Source organism: Dyadobacter sp. OTU695 (genome assembly GCF_038440355.1).
Classification (GTDB): domain Bacteria; phylum Bacteroidota; class Bacteroidia; order Cytophagales; family Spirosomataceae; genus Dyadobacter.
This window is the reverse complement of record NZ_JASATN010000022.1, coordinates 65,075-85,477: the sequence shown is the minus strand read 5'-3', so window position 1 is coordinate 85,477 and position 20,403 is coordinate 65,075. Positions and strand designations below refer to the sequence as shown.

Below are 20,403 nucleotides of genomic sequence, written 5' to 3'. Positions count from 1 at the left end.
TAATTAAATGTTTTTCCAACCCGTAACGGTGTACTGCGTTCGGGATTGGTTTGTACTACCGCCGTATATTAAAGTTTTATCTCCGGCATTATTCTCCGAAATCTCGCTGAAATATTTTAGTCCTGCGAAATGCTCGGTCATAATTGTCTGGGTGGATTTGATCTCAAAAATGTCATACAAATTGCCATTTTGGGTCAGCAGGTCAATCTCGTGCCCGTTGGAGTCGCGCCAGAACCAGTAATCTTTGTGAAGATAGCCGTGCTCGTTCTGTTTGTGAATCTCCGCGATGATCATATTCTCGAAGATATTCCCGCGCAGTGGGTTTTCTGCGAAGATAGCGGTATTCCGGATGCCCAGGAGATGGCACAAAAGCCCCGTGTCGTAAAAGTAAACTTTCGGCGTTTTGACTACCCGTTTGCTGAAATTCCGGTAGAACGGTTGCAGTTGAAAAGTAATGTAACTGCTTTCCAGAATCGATAGCCAGGCTTTGGCCGTCGGTTGCGATATTCCGCATTCATTGGCAATAGAAGATAGGTTCATCAGTTGCCCCACACGTGCTGCACAGAGGCTGAGGAATGTCCGGAACTGCCGTAGATCGCGAATGTTTGCAAGCTCCGTTACATCGCGTTCCACGTAGGTCTGGATGTAATTGGCGTAAAACGTGGTGGGGTCGATGTCGCGATCGTAAATTGCTGGATAAAAACCTTTCAAACACGCTTCGGGAAACGTTTCAGCCAGCAGGCTTGCGGATTTCAGTTCGCCGAAATCGAATGGGAGCAGTTTGAAGAGCGCAACACGGCCCGCAAGGGTTTGGGTAATGTTGCTGAGCAGCTGAAAATTTTGCGAGCCGGATAATATGAATTGTCCCATTTGGCGGGACTCATCGACAATGGTTTGAATATAGGAAAAAAGGCCCGGTACCTGCTGAACTTCATCGAAGATCATCCGCTCGGGATACTCCCGTAGAAACCCGAGCGGGTCATCGGTAGCAAATGCCCGGTTATCAGGGTTTTCCAATGAGATATAACGGTAATCTTCAAAGACGGATTTAAGCAATGTGGTTTTTCCCGATTGCCGTGGCCCCGTGACGGCAATCACCGGATATTTTTCCTTTTGCTGCCTGATTGCCGCCTCTATATGTCTTGCAATGAACATCATAACTATCTAATCGTCAATGCAAAGATAGTCTTATTTTGAAATTACATAGTTTCTATTTTGAAATTACATAGATTCTATTTTGAAATTACATAAAAAAGCCCTCCTAAAATACACTTGGGAGGGCTTTAAATATTATTGATATAACGCTAGTTCTTGGGGTCGGTACTGATCTTTCCGCCGCCGACGCCTTGCATTTGCATGGGGTTAGGCGCTTTTTTCTGTTGTTGCTGCTTGAAGATCTGGAACCGGGTAGGTTGCGCGATGCGCGGGAACGAGTTATTCTCGGTGTCGATATCGGCGATTTGCTGGTACGGGTCGAGTGTCCATTGGACTACTTTCTTTTTGGTCGAGATCACCTTGTTGATCTGCACGTCATTGAAACGCCAGATTTCCGCCGGGAACACGGCCACCGAGTCGGTGCCGTCCTCGAAGCCCATTTTTACAATTACAGGCATTGGTACGCCACCCTTATTTTTGATAGCCAATGTATAAAAATTGGTATTCTCCTGAATCAGCTGACGCTCGTTTTCCGTCAATGTCGCCAGGTATTGCTCGTACTTCTGCTTGTCGGCGTCTGTTACCTTGAACGGATCGTAGCGGTTGTAAAAGTCGGCCATGGTCGAATCCTGTGCCACCACGGTCTCTCCCTTGGTTTTGGCATCTTGGATTTTGCTCATGGTCATTTTCTTGCGCGCATCTTCCTTGCGGGCGATCTCTTTCTCGATAGCCGGGTTTTGGGTATCGATGCTGAACCAGTCGACCGTTACCAGATCCTGATCCACCGGCTCGGTGCCGTAGAACCAGCCTTTCCAGAACCAGTCAAGGTCCACTCCCGAGGCATCTTCCATGGTCCGGAAGAAATCGGCCGGGGTAGGGCTTTTGAAGCGCCAGCGGGTCGCATATTCTTTAAATGCGTGGTCGAACAGCTCGCGGCCCATAACCGTTTCTCGAAGAATGTTTAATGCGGTGGCAGGCTTTCCATAGGCGTTGGGCCCGAGGCCGATCACATTCTCGGCCGAAGCCATGATCGGGCTCAGTACCGATTTATCCGACGACATATAGTCGGTGATCTGGTTAGGTTCGCCGCGGCGTGTCGGGAAGTTGTAATCCCATTCCTTTTCGGCCAGATACTGGCAGAAAGTGTTCAAACCCTCGTCCATCCATGCCCATTGGCGTTCGTCGGAGTTGACGATCATCGGGAAAAAGTTGTGACCCACCTCGTGGATGATCACGCCGATCATACCATATTTTGTCGCTTCGGTGTAAGTACCATCTTCCTCAGGCCGACCGCCGTTGAAGCTGATCATCGGGTATTCCATCCCACCGCCCGCTACCGAATGGCAGGAGATCGCCACCGGATAAGGATATTCAAATGTGCGTGCGCCGTAGGACTTCAAGGTGTGCGCCACTGCGCGGGTCGAGTATTGTTCCCACAGCGGATTGCCTTCTTTTGGATAAATTGACATACACCAGATCTTGCGCCCGCTTTTGTAAACATCGCTCTGCATGGCGTCCCAAATGAATTTCCGGCTGCTTGCGAAAGCAAAGTCACGTACATTATCGGCCTTGTAGATCCATGTTTTCTTACCGGGGTTCTTGTTTTCGCGCTTCTCCGCCTTTTCAGCTTCCGCCTGTGTCACGATCATGACCGGTGTTTTGGAAGTTTCGGCTTGTTTGAGGCGTTGTTTTTGGGTGGCGGTGAGTACCTGGGCGTAGTTCTGGCATTCGCCGCTGGCCGCTACCACGTGGTCGGCGGGAACGGTAATGGCCACTTTGTAATTTCCAAAAATTAATGCAAACTCACCCTGGCCCAGGAACTGCTTGTGGTTCCAGCCATTGACGTCGTCGTAAGGCGCCAGGCGGGGAAACCAGTGCGCGATGAAATAGTTGGCATTACCATCTTTTGGAAAATACTCGTAGCCGCTGCGGCCATAGTATTCGGTGATATTGTAATTCCAATCTACGCTGAAAACAAATGCAGTGCCGGGTTTCATGACGAGCGGAAGGTCGATGCGCATCATCGTTCCGTTGATGGTGAAAGGTAATGCTTTACCAGCCTTATCCTTTACTGCGGTGATATTGTAGCCATATTCCACCTTAGGATCCAGCGAAGAGCCACGACCGGTGTTCAATGCCGCCAGTTGGGTGGTACTCATACCTTTTTCATTGACGGTACCTGTGCGCGAGAGGGCTGCGATACCGTCTTTTTTGAAAAGGTTCTGGTCGAGTTGCATCCAGATGTATTTCAGGTCATCCGGCGAGCTGTTGTAAAAAGTAATGGTTTCGGTCCCGATGATCCGGCGGTTATCGTCGTCGAGCTCGGCCTTAATGTCGTAATCGGCCCGCTGTTGCCAGTACTCCTTACCTGGTGCGCCGGAAGCGGTGCGGTAGGTGTTGGGTGTCGGCAGTACAGTGCCCAGTTGTTCGAAACGGTCGTTGGCCTGGTAATTGGGAGAAGTGGGGAGCTGCTGTGCCATGGTGTTGAGCGACACGAGCAGCATTAGTAACGGGAGCAGCTTTTTTTTCATAATCGGTTGGTCATAGATAGTTTGGCTTTTATGAGTCGACAGGCATGCCTGTAAGTGTGCGGAAAAGTTCATTGTTCAGGATCAGCGAGAGCGCCATTCCAAAGATAATACCGGATAGTATCTGTATCCAGCTTAATTTCTGCACCCGCAGGAGCTCGATCATCGCGAATGCAATGGCTAAGATAATAAAGACGATAATCAGTTGCCCCAGTTCGAGCCCGACATTAAAGCCGAGCAGCGGATTGAAAATATTCGCTTCGTTGCCCAACAATGCCCTCAGATAGTTCGAAAAGCCTAATCCATGGATCAAACCGAAGCCCAGTGCGAGCGGGTACCTGAATGCGGGGGCCTTCTCTTTGGGCGCGTAGGAGTTTTTAGGAATTCTGTGGAAAAAGTTGATGAAAGCAGTCAGAAGTATGGTTACCGGGATCATCAGTTCGATCCAGTCGGGATTGACGTTAACATAACCCAACGTGGCCAATGCCAATGTGATGGAGTGCCCCGCGGTGAATGCGGTCACCAGCACGATTACTTTTTTCCAGTCTACCAGCGTGTAGACCGCGCATATTGCCATGATGAAAAGAATATGATCATAGCCATTGGAATCAGTGATATGGCTGAATCCCAATTGGAGGTAAGCCTGAAACTCGGACATTAAACCAGGGTTAGGAGAAAATGAACGCCCGACAAATTAATTGTCAAGACAAAAATAGATAAACCCGAAGATATTTCTTTCGGAAGTGTAAACCAACAATGTGGTTAAAATGCTACATCTGCCCTTCCATTTTCAGGACAAGCTGCATAAGAAAAAGACCGGAAGCATCTGCTTCCGGCCTTTCTAAATTCTGACACCAATTATATAAGATTTTAGAATGCTTATTTGTAGATCGTGTTTTGCGGATCCCAGTTGGCCCATCCTTTGGTCCAGTCTGTTGTTCCGAAAGCACCTCTGAAAAGTTCTTTTGTGAAGAACGCGTCAGCACCTTTTCCTTCCCAGGTAGCACCCGTCAAGAGAGGGGAAGTAGACTGTGGCAGGAAGTTTGGAGCTGTCAGGTTGAAGTTTGCGCTGTTCAGCAGCAATGAAGCCAGGTCTTTGGTTTCGTTCTTGCGTGCAGGAGTATTGAAATAGGTAGTAGCCTGGGCGCTAGTGATCTCGCCTTTGCCTACGATTGCAGTCAGGTTGTTCGACAATACGATACCTCGCAGGTCCAGTTTGCCATCCTGTGCGTTTTTCCAGGTTCCGGTTGCAGATCCGTCCAGACGAAGACCTTCCGGCTCACCTACGAATACTGCGTTAAGGATGCTGATAGCAGTATTTCTGCGAAGGTGCATTCCCGACTGGTAGCCGCCGCTTCCTTTTACAGTAGCCGTGGAAGGAGTTCCGGCAGTTACGAAATGGCTTACGTTGGCAAAAGTAGGTTCTGTCAATGGCAGACCGTTGTTAGGGCCTGTTGCAGGCTCGCCAGAGTTGAAGTTATCCGATTCGAAACCGTTCGATGCAGATTGATCCGCATACTCTGGGTCACGCAATGAAACAGCATACTGAATTTTTCCTGTGAAACCCCAGTCTGTATCGAAATCGTCATCAAAACCACGGAATGCGATCAGGTTTTTAGCATTTACAGTTCCACCGAACCACTCGTATGAATCGTCACCTGAGTAAGAAACCTGTACGTGATCGATTGTTGTGCCTGAACCTACACCGTAAAGTGTCAAGCCGTTGATCTCGCTGTTGGCAGTAGAGCTCAATGCGATACCACCGAATTCGATACGTACATATTGCAATGTTCCTGAGTTGTCGTCAGCGGCCGTTCCTGTGCCGATGGTTCCGCGGATACCACCTTCGAATGCGGTTGAACCCGGACGGTTGTTTGGAGCTTTACCGATCAAAACAACACCACCCCAGTCTCCGTAGCTACGTTTGCCCGGATCGTTGAGAGAAGTAAATACGATTGGCTCTTCGGCAGTACCGATTGCCACCAGTTTCGCACCAGCTTCGACGATCAACGCGCCACCTTTTCCGGAAGCCGTAGGATCGGCGTCTTTGCCGGCTCCTTTGATGATCGTTCCTTTTTCGATCGTCAGGGTAGTGCCCGATGTTACGTAAACAAAGCCTTTCAATACGTAAAGTTTGTCTTTGGTCCAGGTAGCGTTAGCCTTAATCTCGCCGGTAATCTCCACTGTTGTGCGGTCGGATACGGTGAAACTTGTTGCGCTTTTTGCAGTTACTCCACCAACCGTCACAGAGATAACCCCGGCAGTAGCGCCGGCAGGAACCGTTACTTCCAAAGAAGTCGTAGTCGCGGCAGTTACAGTGGCAGGTGTTGTGTTGAACAATACGGTATTGTTAGCGGGCGTTGGGTCGAACTTTGTTCCGGTAATCGTTACTTTGGTACCAACCGGGCCGGATGCAGGTGCGATAGCGGTAACAGCCAGCACAGGTTGCGGAGTTGTATCCGGCTCATCGTCATTGTCGCAAGCCGTCAGACCTGCCACCAGACCCGTCAGAAGGAGTAATGAAAACAGTTTGTTTTTTAAGCTAATCATAGTGAATTCAAGTTTGTTTGCAATTGGATGGTTTTGAACTGATACTGATATTACTCCGGCGCTCGCCGTGCTGGTATTGATTGAATTATGGTATGATTGTCCTTCTTCCGAAATTGTAGGCAGCAGTAAGCGTGAAGTAGCTGCCACGTCTGAACTTGCGTATATCCTGATCGGCATTAGGCCCCTTGGTAGTCACGTCGCTGCCAATTTTGCCGTCGTGGTTGAAATCCTGTGAGAAACGAACCGGTTGGTTGAGGATGTCTTGGATACCTAGGCGCAATTCCAGGTTGCTTTTGAACTTTTTGCTGATGTTCAGATCGATCACGTTGCGGGGCATTTCATAAACCGTCGGGTTATCGACATTACCCACTGCGAAGATCCGCTGTCCGAAAACGTTGTAAAGCACATTCCACTGCCAGCCGCTTGGTTCGGCGTAGTAAACACCCGCATTCACGAGGTAAGGTGACTGGTTGGCCATCGGGCGTTTGGTATCGGTGATGCCTGTCAGGTCATACTTCTGAATAGCACCGCTCAAATCCGGTCCTTCCACCACTTGTCCAAGGTTTACCTTGCTTTTGATAATGGAAGCATTCGCTACCAATGTCAGGTTCTGGAAAAAGCGGCTTGAAGCCTGTGCAAATCCTTTGCGTACTTCCGCCTCAACTCCGTAGCTCTGTGCGGAACCGGCGTTGATGAACGTGTAAGCCAGGCCATTACCCGTCGGGATCAGGAATGTTTCGATCGGGTTTTTGAAATGCTTGTAGAAACCTGTAACCGAGATCAGTTCGTTGGGTGTTGGGTAAAACTCCCATTTGGCATCCATATTCTGGATTTTTGCCGTTTTCAGTGCCGTGTTACCGCGGATGTCAGCCAGGAGGTTGAAATCGAAGTAGGTAAATGGCGCCATTTCACGGAATTCAGCACGGTTAAGGGTTGAGGAGTAGGCCAGGCGCAAGTTCTGTTTTTCACTCAGCTTATAAGTGAAGTTCAGGGATGGCAGCGGGATGAACACGATGTTGTTCACAAGCTCCTTGCGTTCGTTCACGATCGTCGAATGCAACTGCTGGTTATTGTACTCGCCACGGAAACCGAGGGTCAGAATGGCTTTCGAACCGAAGTTAACATCACCGCTCAGATAGGCCGCGTAATAGTTGTTGATACCATTGTAAGAATCAAGGTCTTTGGTTCCGTCCTTAATGGTCAGACCGCCATCCTGGCCGGTAACGTTTTGAGGAGTGAAAATCGAACCGATGTCGGCACGGAGGATGTCAGAAGCATTTCCTACATTGGTATACCCATAAAAACGGGCAGAATAATCGCGGTCTTTGCGCTCACCATAAATCCCGAAACGGATCTTGTTAGGCTCGCGGTCAACCGGGTTGCCGAATGCGTGCTCACCGTTTACAGCCAGTGTCAGCACACGCTCATTGAGTTTGGAGTAGAAGCGTCCCAGGTCGATCGGGTTAGGATCGATCGGCGCCACAGCCTGGTAAGGAGATGCTTCTGCACCGTCTTCGGCAGTTTGGCGCTGAAAACGGATCCTTTTCCAGTCGGGCTCCCAGCGGCCTGTGTAGCCGAAACCTGTGATCCAGTTCAGTTTGGTAAGGTCGCCGATCTTGTGGTCGCCCGAAACCTGGGTTGTCACAATGCTGCGGTTTTCAAATCGCTGAGAATAGTTTTTGATATCGTAACCATCCACTACACGCTGGCCTTCGCGGGCCACGGTTTCGGTATTGCCCATCTGGTTGAACAACGTCTTCCATTCCAGGTTGAAAACCGGGGAGAAGCGGAATGTCCAGTTATGCAGCACGCCGATACGCGTCTGGCGTGAGTAGTTGGAATCTTTATATTTTTCAAAAACATCATTTGCATTCAGACCATTCTGATAGAGTTTCAAATCAATGTTGGAAACCTGGTTGGTCATCGAATAGTTGATGTTCGTGATGTTGCTCACATCGACATTACCAATGTCGAAACGGCGGCCGAGATTGAATGCGAGACGCAAGTCCGGGGAAACATTCACGTTTTTCAAAGCCCAGCTGTTAGGAAGGATCCTGCCGAAAGCGGCTCTTTCAGGTGAACTAAGGGTGTTGAAATCGGCAGAACGTTTAGGGAAAGCGCTGGACAATGTCTGATCCGCGCCCCACAAACCAAGCCAGTTGGCACCGCTGCGCGAATGCGACTGAACGTTCTGGAACGTGGTATTGGCACGGTAACCTACTGTGAGGGCACCGTCGGTGAAGTTCTGGTCGGGACGGCGTTTGGTATAGATCTTGATCACACCACCTGCGAAATCGCCGGGAGATTCGGCAGAACCGGATTTGTAGACGATCATCCGGTCGATGATATTGCTTGGAATAAGGTCGAATGAGAACGAGCGGGTATCCACTTCACTGGAAGGGGTGATCACATCGTTGATCAGCACTGCATTGTAGCGTGAGCCCAATCCGCGGATCATGACAAACCGGTTGTCGACAATGCTGATACCTGGTACACGGCGGATAGCGGCGGCAGCGTCACGGTCCTGCGATTTCTGGATCTGCGCGGCGGAGATACCAACAGCGATGGGTTTAAGCTGCTTGATTTCGCTGATAACTGCTACTTCGGTATTGGTCGCACGGCTACCGCGAACAACAACTTCCTGCAATGCTTTGCCTTCCTCATCCAGTTCCGTATCGATCACCGTAATGTTTCCGGATTCTACACGGACATTCGGGATTTCTTTGGTTTGGTAGGAAACAAAGGAAATGATGATCTTGTGGGTACCGGCAGGAACATTGGAAAGAACAAAATTTCCGTCGACGTCGGCGGCCGCACCGATCTGCGTGCCTTCTATGAGAACGGACGCTCCGATGAGCGCCTCTTTGGTTTTAGCGTCTTTGATCGAGCCACGGATAGTACCCGGATCTGCGAATGCCGTTATGACGGCAGCGAGGGTAAACAGTAAAGTAAACAGTTTGGTCTTCATTCTTAAGGTGTCAAATTTTCGACACAAAAGTAGATCGCCAATGTTACCCCAATGTTAACCCTATGTTACGCGTCAATTATTTAAAAATTGTACTTTTCCTTAAAAATCAGCCGTTTACTCAACAATTCCTTGTCCTTTTTCAGCATCGAAGTCGTCCAAATCATGCACGAAGCCGTTGATCACGGCATATTTCACTTTTCCGGCTTTTTTCAGAATGAACGTGGCGGTGGCCCCGAGGCCTGGCGTACCCGTCGGTACTGCTTGCCCGCTTCTGAGAATATGCAGCGGCGCGGTGGTGAAATACAGGCCTAATGCGCGGGTGTTGGTGTCGGGAGCGAGGCGCACGTACGTGTAACCTTCTCTGAGCAGGTTCAATGCATTTAGCTTGCTGATCTCGCTCACATTTTTAAATGCCGTGGGGTAAAGCTTACCCTTTTCGATGGTAAGCCCCGTCGCGTCGAGCTCCTGGCTGCCGTATTGTGGGTGCAGGTCGCCGAAGTCCTCGATCTTGCTGTAATAAAAGAACTTGGTAGCATTGGCATAGTTGACCTCCGCCCGGTTGATGCCCAGGTCGGCCGTGAACGATTTGCCTGATTGCCGGACAGTCGCATTACGTACGACGAGGTCGTACACCCAGCGGCCGTTTTCGGGAATATTGTAATAATCCTCGCGGTTTTCTTTGGTCAGAGAGTTGTCCGAAATCTTATCCAGTGCGGACAAGATGGCCATAAAATTGAGCTGACGTATATATTGTTTTTCAGGATCGCCCACATAGCCGCCCGATTCAATCAATACCAGTGTGGTACCCCATTTTTGTACATTATCCCCGAATCCACGCGGCTCGTGGTCGTCGGCATAGCGCGCTACCTGGCCCGGGATGTACTTTTGGAGAATTTTATTCATACCCACGATCAACTGCATCGAGCGCTCGCGTACGTCGTTGATCGACAGTTCGTAATCATAGGATGTTGCCAGAAATGAGATCGTAGCCACTTTTGGGCTGCGGCCCGCAGAGTAGCGCGGGCTCTGGTCGTGAAGGTTGAAGCCGTAATCTGGTTTCAGGCGGTCGACGAGGCCTTTCAGGATTTGTGCTTCGGGCGTCTGGCGTGCCGCTGCGTCGCGGTTCATGTCGATGCCCTGCATGGTCCGACGCTGGTAACGTTCGGCGCCGTCGGGGTTGAGCATGGGCACAAAATACAGGGTGGTATTGTCGAGCAGTTTTTTGCGCAGATCGTCGAATCCGTCGTTTTTACCTTCCAGGAAATTAAAGATATCAAAGCTCGCCATGGTAGCGGTCGGCTCGTCGCCGTGCATTTGTGTCCATAGCAGCACCTTCTTCTTCCCGGCCCCGATTTTAATCATTTGAATACTCCTTCCTTCAAAGGATTCTCCCACTTTTTCGATCTGGTACATGGCATTACCCTGCCGCCTGGAAATCAGGGGGAGAATGTCTTTTTGCTTGAAACGGCGCTGGGTAAGGGACTGTTCGCGGTAGGTTTCGTGAATCTTGAAAAGACGGTCGGCAAGCTCTTTGTTTTGTGCCTGGGAATCAATGGTAATCAAGGTAATGAACAGGAAAAATAGTGGCAGAATAGTTGGTCTGGTCATGGTTCAAGGCCATTTGTTACCCGCAAGGTACGAAGTTTCTCTAAGCAAATTTTAATGTAATATTTACGCGTTTTGTTGTCCGCTTATTGTAATTTTTGCTTACATTTGTGGCATGTTAACAGCTGAAACATATCATTTGCATCACGGCCTTTTGGCTTTCGGACGTCTAGGGTGATGTGTTTTTGCAAGTAGTGTTGTAATAAGGTTGAATACATAGTATCCCAGAAGCCCGATTGTTAAGATCGGGCTTTTTTGTTGTCGATTTCAAGCACTGAATGGTATGAAAACCGTCATTATCAAATACAATGCAGGCAATGTGCAGTCGGTCATGTACGCGCTCGACCGCATTGGGGCCAGCTACCTTTATACCGACGATGAGGCCGAGATCCGCTCCGCGGACAAGGTGATCTTCCCAGGCGTAGGCGAGGCCAGCACCACCATGAGTTATCTGCGGAATGTAGGCCTCGACAAAGTGATTCCTTCATTAAAACAACCCGTGTTCGGAACCTGCGTGGGCATGCAGCTTATGTGCCGCTTCTCGGAAGAGAACAATACCGAGTGCATGGGCATTTTCGATGTCGATGTGAAGCGCTTTCCGGCAGCTTCGGGGCTGAAAGTGCCGCATATGGGCTGGAACAATATCACTGGCTATCAATCGCCGCTCACGGCCGGCCTGCCCGACAATGCGTACGTTTATTTCGTACACAGCTATGCGGCACCGGTTTGCGAATATACCGTCGCCAGCTGCGATTACGCTTCGCCATTCAGCGCGATGCTGCATAAAGACAACTTTTACGCGGCCCAGTTCCACTGCGAGATCAGCGGAAATGCCGGCCAGCAAATCCTCGAAAATTTTCTTAAACTCTGACAACCGCCTGCCCCGAACCCATGATCCAGATTATTCCCGCTATCGACCTGATTGAAGGCAAATGTGTCCGCCTCACCCAGGGAGATTATGGTCAGAAGAAGATTTACAATGAAAACCCGCTGGAAGTAGCGATGCAATTTGAAGACGCCGGGCTGAAAAGGCTGCATTTGGTGGATCTGGACGGCGCAAAGGCCAAAAAGGTCGTCAATTGGAAGGTACTGGAAAGAATTGCGTCCAAAACTTCGCTGCATGTCGATTTCGGTGGTGGGGTGCAATCGGATGATGATTTGAAAACGGTATTCGAAAGCGGTGCAAAACAGGTTACCGGCGGCAGCATTGCCGTGAAGCAGCCCGATTTGTTTGAGCATTGGATTAAAACTTATGGCGGTGAAAAGATTATTCTCGGAGCAGATGCGAAGAACGAAAAGATCGCGGTAAGTGGCTGGGAGGAAGGTACTGCTATCTGGGTATATGACTTTGTGGAAGAATACGTGGAAAAGGGTGTCAAATACACCATCAGTACCGATGTTGCCAAAGACGGCCTGCTACAAGGCCCTTCTTTTGATTTATATAAAAACCTCCAGGACAAATGTCCCGACCTGAACATTATCGCCAGCGGCGGCATTGCAGGGATCGAGGATGTGGAGAAACTGGCGGAAATGAATATCTACGGCGTGATCATCGGGAAAGCCATTTATGAAAACCGGATCAGTCTGGCCGATTTACAGCGTTTTTCAGTTTAAAATATGCTTACAAAACGAATCATTCCCTGTCTGGATGTGAAGGACGGCCGGACGGTCAAAGGGGTCAATTTTGTGAACTTGCGCGATGCCGGCGACGCGGTGGAACTGGGCGCTATGTATGCGGCACAAGGAGCCGACGAGCTGGTTTATCTCGATATTACCGCCACTGTCGATGGGCGTTCGACATTTATCGACCTCGTACGCAGAGTAGCGCAGACCATTAACATACCTTTTACAGTCGGTGGAGGCATTTCCTCGATTGCGGACGTGTCGGCGCTCCTGCATGCGGGTGCGGACAAAGTGTCGATCAACTCGGCGGCGGTGCGGAATCCGGACCTGATCAACGAGCTGTCGCTCGAATTTGGCAGCCAATGCATCGTGGTGGCCATCGATACGCGTTATATCGAAACGGAAAACGGCTACGAGCACATCGTGCACACGCACGGGGGCAGGAAAGCGACGGAAATCCGCTCGATACCCTGGGCAAAAGAGGTAGAAGAGCGGGGCGCGGGTGAAATCCTGCTCACCTCGATGGATACGGACGGAACGAAGAACGGCTTCGCGCTGGAACTGACCGCCACAATCTCAGGCAATGCGAATATTCCCGTGATCGCGTCCGGTGGTGCGGGGAATATGGAGCACTTTTACGACGTATTTACAGCAGGTAAAGCCGACGCCGGATTGGCCGCAAGCATTTTTCACTTCCGTGAAATCGATATTCCGGATTTGAAAGAATATCTCAAAAACAAAGACCTGCCGATCCGGGTGACCCGGTAATGGCGCGGAGTTTTATCCAATATACTAAACCGGCAGGCCAGCCAGCGCATGGCTGCGGCCGCGGTGAAAAGTTTTAATAGAAAAACAAAAAATGAGCGAGACGTTTTCATCCATTGACTTTAATAAATCGGCCGACGGCCTGGTGCCGGCAGTTGTCCAGGACACAAATACCGGTAAAGTGCTGATGCTGGGCTACATGAATGCCGAAGCCCTGGACGTTACCAGGCAGCAGGGAACCGTTACTTTTTTCAGCCGGAGCAAGCAGCGCTTGTGGACGAAAGGTGAAACGTCGGGTAATTTTCTGTTTGTAAATGAAATTGCGGCGGATTGCGATGGTGATACTTTGCTCATTAAAGCCACGCCTGCGGGCCCTGTTTGCCATACCGGGGCGGATACCTGTTTTGGGGAAAAAAATAGTCAGCCGGAAATTGATGACACACGTTCGGGCGAAGCGGCATTCCTGAATTATCTTCAAAAAAGTGTGATCCGTGAGCGAAAACTCAACCCGTCGGATTCTTCGTACACGAGCAGTCTTTTCAAAAAAGGGATCAATAAAATTGCTCAGAAAGTAGGGGAGGAGGCGGTCGAAGTTGTCATTGAATCGAAGGATAATGACGACAATCTTTTCAAGAACGAAGTGTCGGATTTGCTGTTCCACCTGCTTGTTTTGCTGGAACAAAAAAACATTGACTTAGATGAGGTAATTGACGTACTTCGTAGCCGTCACCAATAAAAACCAATTTAGTATGAAGCTACTCCTGCGTCTTGTAATCAGTACATTGGCGATCATTGTCGCCGCAAATTTGGTGCCCGGGGTTGTGGTTGCGAGTACGGGCACGGCCATCATCGTAGCCATTGTGTTGGGTATTCTGAACACATTTCTCAAACCGATCCTGCAACTTCTCGCTTTACCCATCACGATACTGACGCTGGGGCTATTCTATTTTGTAGTCAACGTTTTCATCATTTATCTCGCTGCGTCGCTTGTAGACGGCTTCCGGGTCGATGGTTTCATTTCCGCATTGTTCTTCGGACTTATCGTTTCAGTCGTTTCCGCAATCCTTGGTATGTTTTTGGATTAATGTGAAAAAAGTCTGTTGTTCAGACCTAAAAACGTTTCACATGATTTGAAATTTACCGCTATGCTGAGTCAACTGGAAGAAATCAAGGACACGCTTTTTAAATATTTCGAAACCAGGATCGATCTATTTAAAATTGAGACCCGTGACAAGATCGAGCGGGCCGTTGTCATAGGGATATTTGCCGCCATACTGCTTTGTCTTGGCCTTACGATCCTGATTTTGCTGGTCATATTGCTCGGGACATTCCTGAACAAGTGGCTGCACAGCGATTACCTCGGCTTTGTGATATTGCTGGGCGTTTTCATTATCAAGCTGGCCGTTACCATCATCTGGAAAGAAACCTGGATCAGACTGATCCGGAAAATAATCGTTCGTTTTGTCAGCGAGAAGGAGGAATAATGCTTTTTGGCTGCTTTATTTGGCAATTAGTTTCTCTGAATTGCTATTTTTGGATTCCTTTTGAAAAATTCCCGGACACTATTCAACAGATATGAAATGAGTTCTTCAATAGATTCTTCGGTAAAAATCACGAAGCCGTTTTCATCCGATACGGACAAGGAAAAAGAAGGTTTGTTGCAGGATGCTGATCTGTACCGCGACAAGCTGGAAACACAATGGAGCGGGCTCAAAAAAGAGGCTACTGAATACGGTAAGCAGGCGCTGATCATCGGCGGGGTCGTAGCAACGACTTTTGTGGTCATGAATGCATTGCTGCCAAAGGGGAAAAAGAAAAAGGAAATTTTGGTCGAGCCGGTAGAGCCTGTCGAAAAGAAAGTCACCAAAATCAAAACCCAGTCTGCGGTCGGACAAGCCGTTCAAAGTTTAGCCTGGACATTGGCTGTGGGGTGGGCGCGCCAGAAGCTGAAACATTTTATTGATGACGAACGAAAAACCGAATGAAAGCAGCGAAACATCAAATCGCAGACCTCCTTTCCGAACGTAAAGACGAAAAAAGGAAATCGTTTGCTGTTCTCCTTGATCCGGATAAAATTAACCTTTCCACATTCCCGAAATTCCTTGAATACGCGGCTGGGCACGGCGTTGACTTCTTTTTCGTAGGCGGAAGTCTTATTACCAACTACGCCATCGACAAGCTGATTGCCGCCATTCATGAATATACTGACATTCCCGCGATACTTTTCCCCGGCAGCAGCCTGCACATCGAGCCCTCGGCCGATGCTATTTTGCTGCTTTCGCTGATTTCCGGTCGCAACCCCGAGTTGCTGATTGGCCAGCACGTTATCGCTGCGCCTTTATTGAAACGAAGCGGCCTGGAAGTGCTGCCGACGGGTTACATGCTCATTGAAAGCGGCAAGCTCACGACCGTCTCCTATATCAGTAATACCACACCGCTCCCGCGCGACAAGCCGGGTATTGCGGCCTGTACCGCATTGGCCGGTGAATACCTGGGCCTTAAAAACATTTTCCTCGATGCCGGCAGCGGTGCATTGTTCCCGGTTCCGGCAGAAACCATTACAGCTGTACGGGCTGCCGTGGACATTCCGATCATCGTCGGTGGCGGGATCGATTCCTATGAAAAAGCGGACGCGGCCCTGCAAGCGGGCGCGGATGTGATCGTAGTCGGCAACGGCATTGAAGCCAACCAGGAATTGTTACCGGAAATCGCTGCCTGTGTGAAGGCTTATAACCAAAAGTTGGAGAGCGTTTAGGGGGATGGAGAGAAATAATAGGACAAATTAAAGTGAATTAAGAATTTTCTAAGGAAATTTTAAGTTCTTGGAAAAATACAAACTCAAAATTTAGGAATATTCAATTCGATCCTATTACCTTTGCATCGAACCTTAATTACACCCAAGAAATGAAAAAATTCTTTGCATTTGCGTTTGTTGCCGGGATGGTAGCTTTCGCTGCTTGTACTAGCAAACCTGCTGACGAATCAGCTGATACAACTGCTGTAACTGTTGAAACTCCAGCTGTTGACACAACTGCTGTTGATACAACTGCTGCTGCTGCTGACACTACTGCTGCTGATACTACTAAGAAGTAATCAGACGTACAAGTCGAAAATCTTGAAAAGCCCTATGAAAGTAGGGCTTTTCTTTTTTTATTCGGGGTATGAAAAACGTGTCTTTGGGTTCGTATGTGCCGGACGGGGCAGCTGAGTATTGCCAGGAGTTGTATCGTTCCCACCGCTTTGATTTTTTCCTTTCGCGCCCGCGTCGTACCCGCCTGGGCGATTTCACCGTAAAACCGGGCATGGTTCCTCGGATAACGGTCAATGTCAATCTGAATCCTTACAGTTTCCTCATTACCTACCTGCATGAAGTGGCGCATTGTGTTGTGCATTACAAATATAAAGGCCGCGGCCGCAGACGGGTAGCGCCGCACGGTGCGGAATGGAAACATGAGTTCAGGGAACTACTGATGCCTGTCATGCGCGAAAGTATTTTCCCGGAAGACATTCTCGTCCACCTGCTTCGTTATGCTCAAAACCCCGCCGCGTCCACCGGTGGTGATCAGAAACTTTTTAATGTGCTCAGAAAGTACGATGAGCAGGAGTTGAATACCGGCAAGGTATGTTTGTTTCAGTTGGACGAGGGTACCAACTTCGTCTTCCAGAATAGGACATTCACACGCGGAACGCTCAGGCGCACACGCGTACTTTGCACGGATAAAGCCTCTCAGCGTCTCTACACAATCCCCGCTCATGCATTGGTTGAAGCGTGTTGATGTCCGGAAGAGAGCTTGTCATTCAGTTTTGAGCTGTCTGGCATTGCTGCTGTCCTTTTTTTCCTATGGGCAAAAATCGGTATTGTCCGAAGGTCAGTGGTTTAAACTGGCTGTGACGGAATCGGGCATTTACCGCGTGGATGCCGACCTGCTTTCCAAAATGGGCATCGATATCACTTCCGTGCGGCCTGCCGGCATCCGGATTTATGGAAATGGGGGAACTATGCTTCCGCAATCCAACAAATCTGGATATGTGAATGCATTAATGGAAAATGCGATCTGGGTCAGCGGGCAGGAGGATGGGAAGTTTGATAAAAGCGATGCCGTATACTTCTACGCGGAAGGCCCGCATACTGTCCAGTATGACGCTGCAAAAGCGCAACTCCGGCATCAGCTCAATTACTACTCCGATTCGAGTTTCTATTTTATCACGTTCGCAGAAGGCGATGGTCAGAGGATCAGACCCGATGCCGGGCTTTCGGTTACCGCTTCAAAAACAGTGAGCCAGTTTGATGATTACTGGTATCATGAAACGGAATTGTCCAATACACTCAAATCCGGGCGTGAATGGTGGGGCGAATATCTTGGCGGCACATCGGGTTTTAGTATTCAGGTAAATATGCCGGGAGTAGTACCATCTTCCGACTTTATACTTAGAACATCCACCATAGGAGCGGCGCAGGTGCCAACCCGTTTTATATGGCAGGTTAACGGCGGGGAGATAGGCCAGGAGGCCATCGGGACAGTGAGCCCCGGGACTTATGATGTGAAAGCGCTGCAGACCGGGAATACCTATACTTTGAAAAATGCGCCGGCGTCGGGGAACTTCAATATTGGGGTAACCTATAACAAAAACGGACAGAGCTCTGCCGAGGCTTATCTGGATTATATCGGTTTACAGGTAAAACGGGAACTGAGGAACTACGAAGGCCAACAGACCTATTATTTGTTGCCGCAACCGGTGGATACCGTTACGTGTCAGTTTCAGGGTTCAGGGGAAGGGTTCAGTCTCTGGAATATCACAAATCCGATTGCACCGCTTTCAATAGTTCAGAAAGATGCTTCCGGGGCTTTCAGGTGGACTGCAAAGGGCGGTAAAATGCTTCAAAAATACATCAGTTTTAAAACGGATGATGCATTGTTACCGGCGAACTGGCGCCGCGTCGAAAACCAGAATGTGGCTTCGGCAACTACACCTGACTTGCTCATTGTAACGCCGGCTGCCTGGGCGAACGAAGCCAACCGGCTCGCAGGGTTCAGGAATAGCCACGACGGATTGGATGTGCTGGTCGTAACGACCGAGCAGATTTACAATGAGTATGCCTCTGGCCGGCCCGACATCACCGCAATCCGCGATTTTGCCAGACACCTTTATCGCCAGACACCCGGCAAGCTGAAATACCTTTTGTTGTTTGGTGATGCCACCTACGATTACAGGAACCTCCTCAAAAATCAATCGCAGGCGCAGCGCGCCGCGTGGGTGCCCGTGTACGAAAGCCGGGAATCGCTCAACCCGGTCTATACCTATTCGTCTGATGATTATTTCGGCTTTATGGATGTAGATGAGGGTGACTGGAACGAGAGCTCGGCTGGCGATCATACTGTCGATACAGGTATCGGAAGGTTGCCTGTGAAGTCGTTGGAAGAAGCGCGGATCGTGGTCGATAAGTTGATACGCTACGAATCGTCATTTGGGGTTTGGAAAAATTCGGTGCGGTTTGTGGCCGATGACGGTGATGGGAATATTCATCAGCGTCACGCCGACCAGCTCGCCAATCTTATTCAGGGAAGAATGTTTTCTGCAAGGTCTTTCATCGACGAAGTGCCGCAAACCACGACCGATGCCGGACAGAAAGCGCCGGCTATCAACAAGGCTATTCGGAATGCGATCGACAACGGGACGCTGATATTGAATTATACGGGTCATGGAGGCACCAGCGGCTGGGCCGAGGAACAGGTACTGACATTGGCAGATATGCTTTCGAGTCGAGGCATGGGTAACCTGCCCTTACTGATCACAGCAACCTGTGATTTTGGGCGTTACGATGACCCAGGCGTCGTATCAGGCGCCGAATTGATGGTTTTAAGTCCGAAAGGAGCGGCGATGGGGGCGATAAGTACTACACGACCGGTTTATTCCAGTACCAATTTTGCATTGAACAAGGCATTTTACGAAGCATTGTTAAATGCAAAACCGGGCGAGCGACTAGGTGATTTTTTTAAATACACCAAAAACAATGCGCTGGCCGGTAGCCTGAACCGGAATTTCACATTGCTGGCCGATCCGTCGATGGTTTTGACGCCCGGAAAGAAAAGGTTAAGATGGACTTCTGTGCCCGATACCTTGCGTGCATTGCAGAAAGCAACGTTGCTTGCAGAGGTTTTTGACCCCGAAACGGGAAAGACCGATGCGAATTTCAACGGCACGGCCAGGCTGGTGGTTTACGACAAAGCGATCGAATTCCGGACGCTGGGTAATGAGGGCACCCCGGAAACTTATAAGGAGTTTCGCAGCAAACTTTTTGATGGAAATGTGACGGTGAAAAACGGTCGGTTGCAATGCAGTTTGCAAATGCCGAAAGACATCGATTACCGCATTGGCCCTGGACGCGCGAGCCTTTACGCCGTGAATGCCGACAGTACGGAAGATGCCTCGGCGCAACTGGAGCTTGTAGTTGGAGGCAGCGCCGTGCAGCAGAAAGATACGATTCCCCCCAAGCTGGCCGGTTACCTCAATACCCCCGCATTCCGGGATGGTGATACGGTCGAGCCATCGTCGGTGCTCGTGCTGCGGATGAGCGACGAGAGTGGGATCAGCATCTCCCGGGCGGGAATCGGGCATGATATTACAATGACTTTGAATGATACGCTGACAGTCGTTTTGAATGATTATTACGCGGCGGATCTGGATAATTATCGATCGGGGACTATCAATTATCCGCTAAATAATCTGCCTGCCGGAAAATATATTGTCCGTGTAAAAGTGTGGGATGCGTATACTAACTTTTCTGAAATAGCGTTCGGGTTTCTAGTAGGCGCTGCCAAAGGAATTGAACTCAACACTTTTAGGATTTACCCTAACCCATTTCAGAAGGATATTGCATTCGAGCTTGGGCACAACCGGGTAAATGACGATGTAGAATTAATTTTTAATATATTGCTTGCTAACGGTCAGCGTTTGGGTACTTATAAAAAGCGCTATTATAACAGCGAGCCGGTTATCAGGGAAAGCATGGAGGTCACCGAGTGGCTCAGGACAGTGCCGGTTGGTCAATCGCTGGTTTACCAATTACTGATCAGATCGTTAAAAGACAATTCTTCCGATCAGAAAGCCGGGAAATTGATCCGGTCTCCTTAAGATAATAAAACTTATCAAATTTTTAGTAATAACTATCTTTCATTGTATTTTTGACCCTTTAAAGAAGCTGACACA

General features: G+C 49.4%; 17 protein-coding genes. 11 read left to right on the top strand and 6 right to left on the bottom strand.

Annotated elements, in window-relative coordinates:
• Window positions 1–3 precede the first annotated feature (3 nt).
• From AAHB90_RS27755 to AAHB90_RS27730, 6 genes are all read right to left on the bottom strand, one after another.
• A complete protein-coding gene (locus AAHB90_RS27755; protein WP_342088519.1) occupies window positions 4–1,158 on the bottom strand; it encodes an ATP-binding protein in 1,155 nt (384 codons plus the stop codon).
• Window positions 1,159–1,304: 146 nt separating this feature from the next.
• Window positions 1,305–3,686: a M1 family metallopeptidase gene (locus AAHB90_RS27750; RefSeq protein WP_342088518.1), complete on the bottom strand. Its 2,382-nt coding sequence runs from the start codon at window positions 3,684–3,686 to the stop codon at window positions 1,305–1,307.
• Between the two features lie 28 nt (window positions 3,687–3,714).
• Window positions 3,715–4,341, bottom strand: a complete 627-nt coding sequence (locus AAHB90_RS27745) for a HupE/UreJ family protein (protein WP_342088517.1) — start codon at window positions 4,339–4,341, stop codon at window positions 3,715–3,717.
• A 221-nt stretch (window positions 4,342–4,562) separates the two neighbouring features.
• A complete protein-coding gene (locus AAHB90_RS27740) occupies window positions 4,563–6,233 on the bottom strand; it encodes an IPT/TIG domain-containing protein (RefSeq protein ID WP_342088516.1) in 1,671 nt (556 codons plus the stop codon).
• 85 nt (window positions 6,234–6,318) lie between these two features.
• On the bottom strand, window positions 6,319–9,201 hold the full coding sequence (locus AAHB90_RS27735) for a TonB-dependent receptor (RefSeq protein ID WP_342088515.1): 2,883 nt from the start codon (window positions 9,199–9,201) through the stop codon (window positions 6,319–6,321).
• Between the two features lie 114 nt (window positions 9,202–9,315).
• Window positions 9,316–10,809: a M14 family zinc carboxypeptidase gene (locus AAHB90_RS27730; protein WP_342088514.1), complete on the bottom strand. Its 1,494-nt coding sequence runs from the start codon at window positions 10,807–10,809 to the stop codon at window positions 9,316–9,318.
• A gap of 280 nt (window positions 10,810–11,089) precedes the next feature.
• On the opposite strand from AAHB90_RS27730, the gene hisH reads away from it, so the two are divergent.
• The 11 genes from hisH to porU all read left to right on the top strand — a co-directional run bounded on the left by hisH (window position 11,090) and on the right by porU (window position 20,328).
• Window positions 11,090–11,677 carry an imidazole glycerol phosphate synthase subunit HisH gene (gene hisH, locus AAHB90_RS27725; RefSeq protein WP_342088513.1) on the top strand — a complete coding sequence of 196 codons (588 nt, stop codon included), beginning with the start codon at window positions 11,090–11,092 and terminating at the stop codon, window positions 11,675–11,677.
• A 20-nt stretch (window positions 11,678–11,697) separates the two neighbouring features.
• Window positions 11,698–12,420, top strand: a complete 723-nt coding sequence (gene hisA, locus AAHB90_RS27720; RefSeq protein ID WP_342088512.1) for a 1-(5-phosphoribosyl)-5-[(5-phosphoribosylamino)methylideneamino]imidazole-4-carboxamide isomerase — start codon at window positions 11,698–11,700, stop codon at window positions 12,418–12,420.
• Between the two features lie 3 nt (window positions 12,421–12,423).
• Window positions 12,424–13,197: an imidazole glycerol phosphate synthase subunit HisF gene (hisF, locus tag AAHB90_RS27715; RefSeq protein WP_342088511.1), complete on the top strand. Its 774-nt coding sequence runs from the start codon at window positions 12,424–12,426 to the stop codon at window positions 13,195–13,197.
• A 91-nt stretch (window positions 13,198–13,288) separates the two neighbouring features.
• Window positions 13,289–13,930 (top strand): bifunctional phosphoribosyl-AMP cyclohydrolase/phosphoribosyl-ATP diphosphatase HisIE, encoded by a 642-nt coding sequence (gene hisIE, locus AAHB90_RS27710; protein ID WP_342088510.1) that lies wholly within the window; start codon window positions 13,289–13,291, stop codon window positions 13,928–13,930.
• 13 nt (window positions 13,931–13,943) lie between these two features.
• Window positions 13,944–14,279, top strand: a complete 336-nt coding sequence (locus tag AAHB90_RS27705) for a phage holin family protein (protein ID WP_090375179.1) — start codon at window positions 13,944–13,946, stop codon at window positions 14,277–14,279.
• A gap of 60 nt (window positions 14,280–14,339) precedes the next feature.
• A complete protein-coding gene (locus AAHB90_RS27700) occupies window positions 14,340–14,678 on the top strand; it encodes a phage holin family protein (RefSeq protein WP_342088508.1) in 339 nt (112 codons plus the stop codon).
• 96 nt (window positions 14,679–14,774) lie between these two features.
• Window positions 14,775–15,179: a hypothetical protein gene (locus tag AAHB90_RS27695; protein ID WP_342088506.1), complete on the top strand. Its 405-nt coding sequence runs from the start codon at window positions 14,775–14,777 to the stop codon at window positions 15,177–15,179.
• Window positions 15,176–15,949 (top strand): geranylgeranylglyceryl/heptaprenylglyceryl phosphate synthase, encoded by a 774-nt coding sequence (locus AAHB90_RS27690; RefSeq protein WP_342088505.1) that lies wholly within the window; start codon window positions 15,176–15,178, stop codon window positions 15,947–15,949. The genes AAHB90_RS27695 and AAHB90_RS27690 overlap by 4 nt, the downstream gene beginning before the upstream one ends.
• A gap of 149 nt (window positions 15,950–16,098) precedes the next feature.
• A complete protein-coding gene (locus tag AAHB90_RS27685; protein ID WP_106594198.1) occupies window positions 16,099–16,287 on the top strand; it encodes a PG1828 family lipoprotein in 189 nt (62 codons plus the stop codon).
• A 68-nt stretch (window positions 16,288–16,355) separates the two neighbouring features.
• A complete protein-coding gene (locus AAHB90_RS27680) occupies window positions 16,356–16,970 on the top strand; it encodes a hypothetical protein (RefSeq protein ID WP_342088504.1) in 615 nt (204 codons plus the stop codon).
• Window positions 16,948–20,328 (top strand): type IX secretion system sortase PorU, encoded by a 3,381-nt coding sequence (gene porU, locus AAHB90_RS27675; RefSeq protein ID WP_342088503.1) that lies wholly within the window; start codon window positions 16,948–16,950, stop codon window positions 20,326–20,328. Before AAHB90_RS27680 ends, porU begins: the two co-directional genes overlap by 23 nt.
• Window positions 20,329–20,403 lie beyond the last annotated feature (75 nt).

Coding starts and splice junctions, on each gene's coding strand:
- AAHB90_RS27755 (WP_342088519.1), bottom strand. CDS start 1,158: ATGATGTTCATTGCAAGACATATAGAGGCGGCAATCAGGCAGCAAAAG.
- AAHB90_RS27750 (WP_342088518.1), bottom strand. CDS start 3,686: ATGAAAAAAAAGCTGCTCCCGTTACTAATGCTGCTCGTGTCGCTCAAC.
- AAHB90_RS27745 (WP_342088517.1), bottom strand. CDS start 4,341: ATGTCCGAGTTTCAGGCTTACCTCCAATTGGGATTCAGCCATATCACT.
- AAHB90_RS27740 (WP_342088516.1), bottom strand. CDS start 6,233: ATGATTAGCTTAAAAAACAAACTGTTTTCATTACTCCTTCTGACGGGT.
- AAHB90_RS27735 (WP_342088515.1), bottom strand. CDS start 9,201: ATGAAGACCAAACTGTTTACTTTACTGTTTACCCTCGCTGCCGTCATA.
- AAHB90_RS27730 (WP_342088514.1), bottom strand. CDS start 10,809: ATGACCAGACCAACTATTCTGCCACTATTTTTCCTGTTCATTACCTTG.
- hisH (WP_342088513.1), top strand. CDS start 11,090: ATGAAAACCGTCATTATCAAATACAATGCAGGCAATGTGCAGTCGGTC.
- hisA (WP_342088512.1), top strand. CDS start 11,698: ATGATCCAGATTATTCCCGCTATCGACCTGATTGAAGGCAAATGTGTC.
- hisF (WP_342088511.1), top strand. CDS start 12,424: ATGCTTACAAAACGAATCATTCCCTGTCTGGATGTGAAGGACGGCCGG.
- hisIE (WP_342088510.1), top strand. CDS start 13,289: ATGAGCGAGACGTTTTCATCCATTGACTTTAATAAATCGGCCGACGGC.
- AAHB90_RS27705 (WP_090375179.1), top strand. CDS start 13,944: ATGAAGCTACTCCTGCGTCTTGTAATCAGTACATTGGCGATCATTGTC.
- AAHB90_RS27700 (WP_342088508.1), top strand. CDS start 14,340: ATGCTGAGTCAACTGGAAGAAATCAAGGACACGCTTTTTAAATATTTC.
- AAHB90_RS27695 (WP_342088506.1), top strand. CDS start 14,775: ATGAGTTCTTCAATAGATTCTTCGGTAAAAATCACGAAGCCGTTTTCA.
- AAHB90_RS27690 (WP_342088505.1), top strand. CDS start 15,176: ATGAAAGCAGCGAAACATCAAATCGCAGACCTCCTTTCCGAACGTAAA.
- AAHB90_RS27685 (WP_106594198.1), top strand. CDS start 16,099: ATGAAAAAATTCTTTGCATTTGCGTTTGTTGCCGGGATGGTAGCTTTC.
- AAHB90_RS27680 (WP_342088504.1), top strand. CDS start 16,356: ATGAAAAACGTGTCTTTGGGTTCGTATGTGCCGGACGGGGCAGCTGAG.
- porU (WP_342088503.1), top strand. CDS start 16,948: ATGCATTGGTTGAAGCGTGTTGATGTCCGGAAGAGAGCTTGTCATTCA.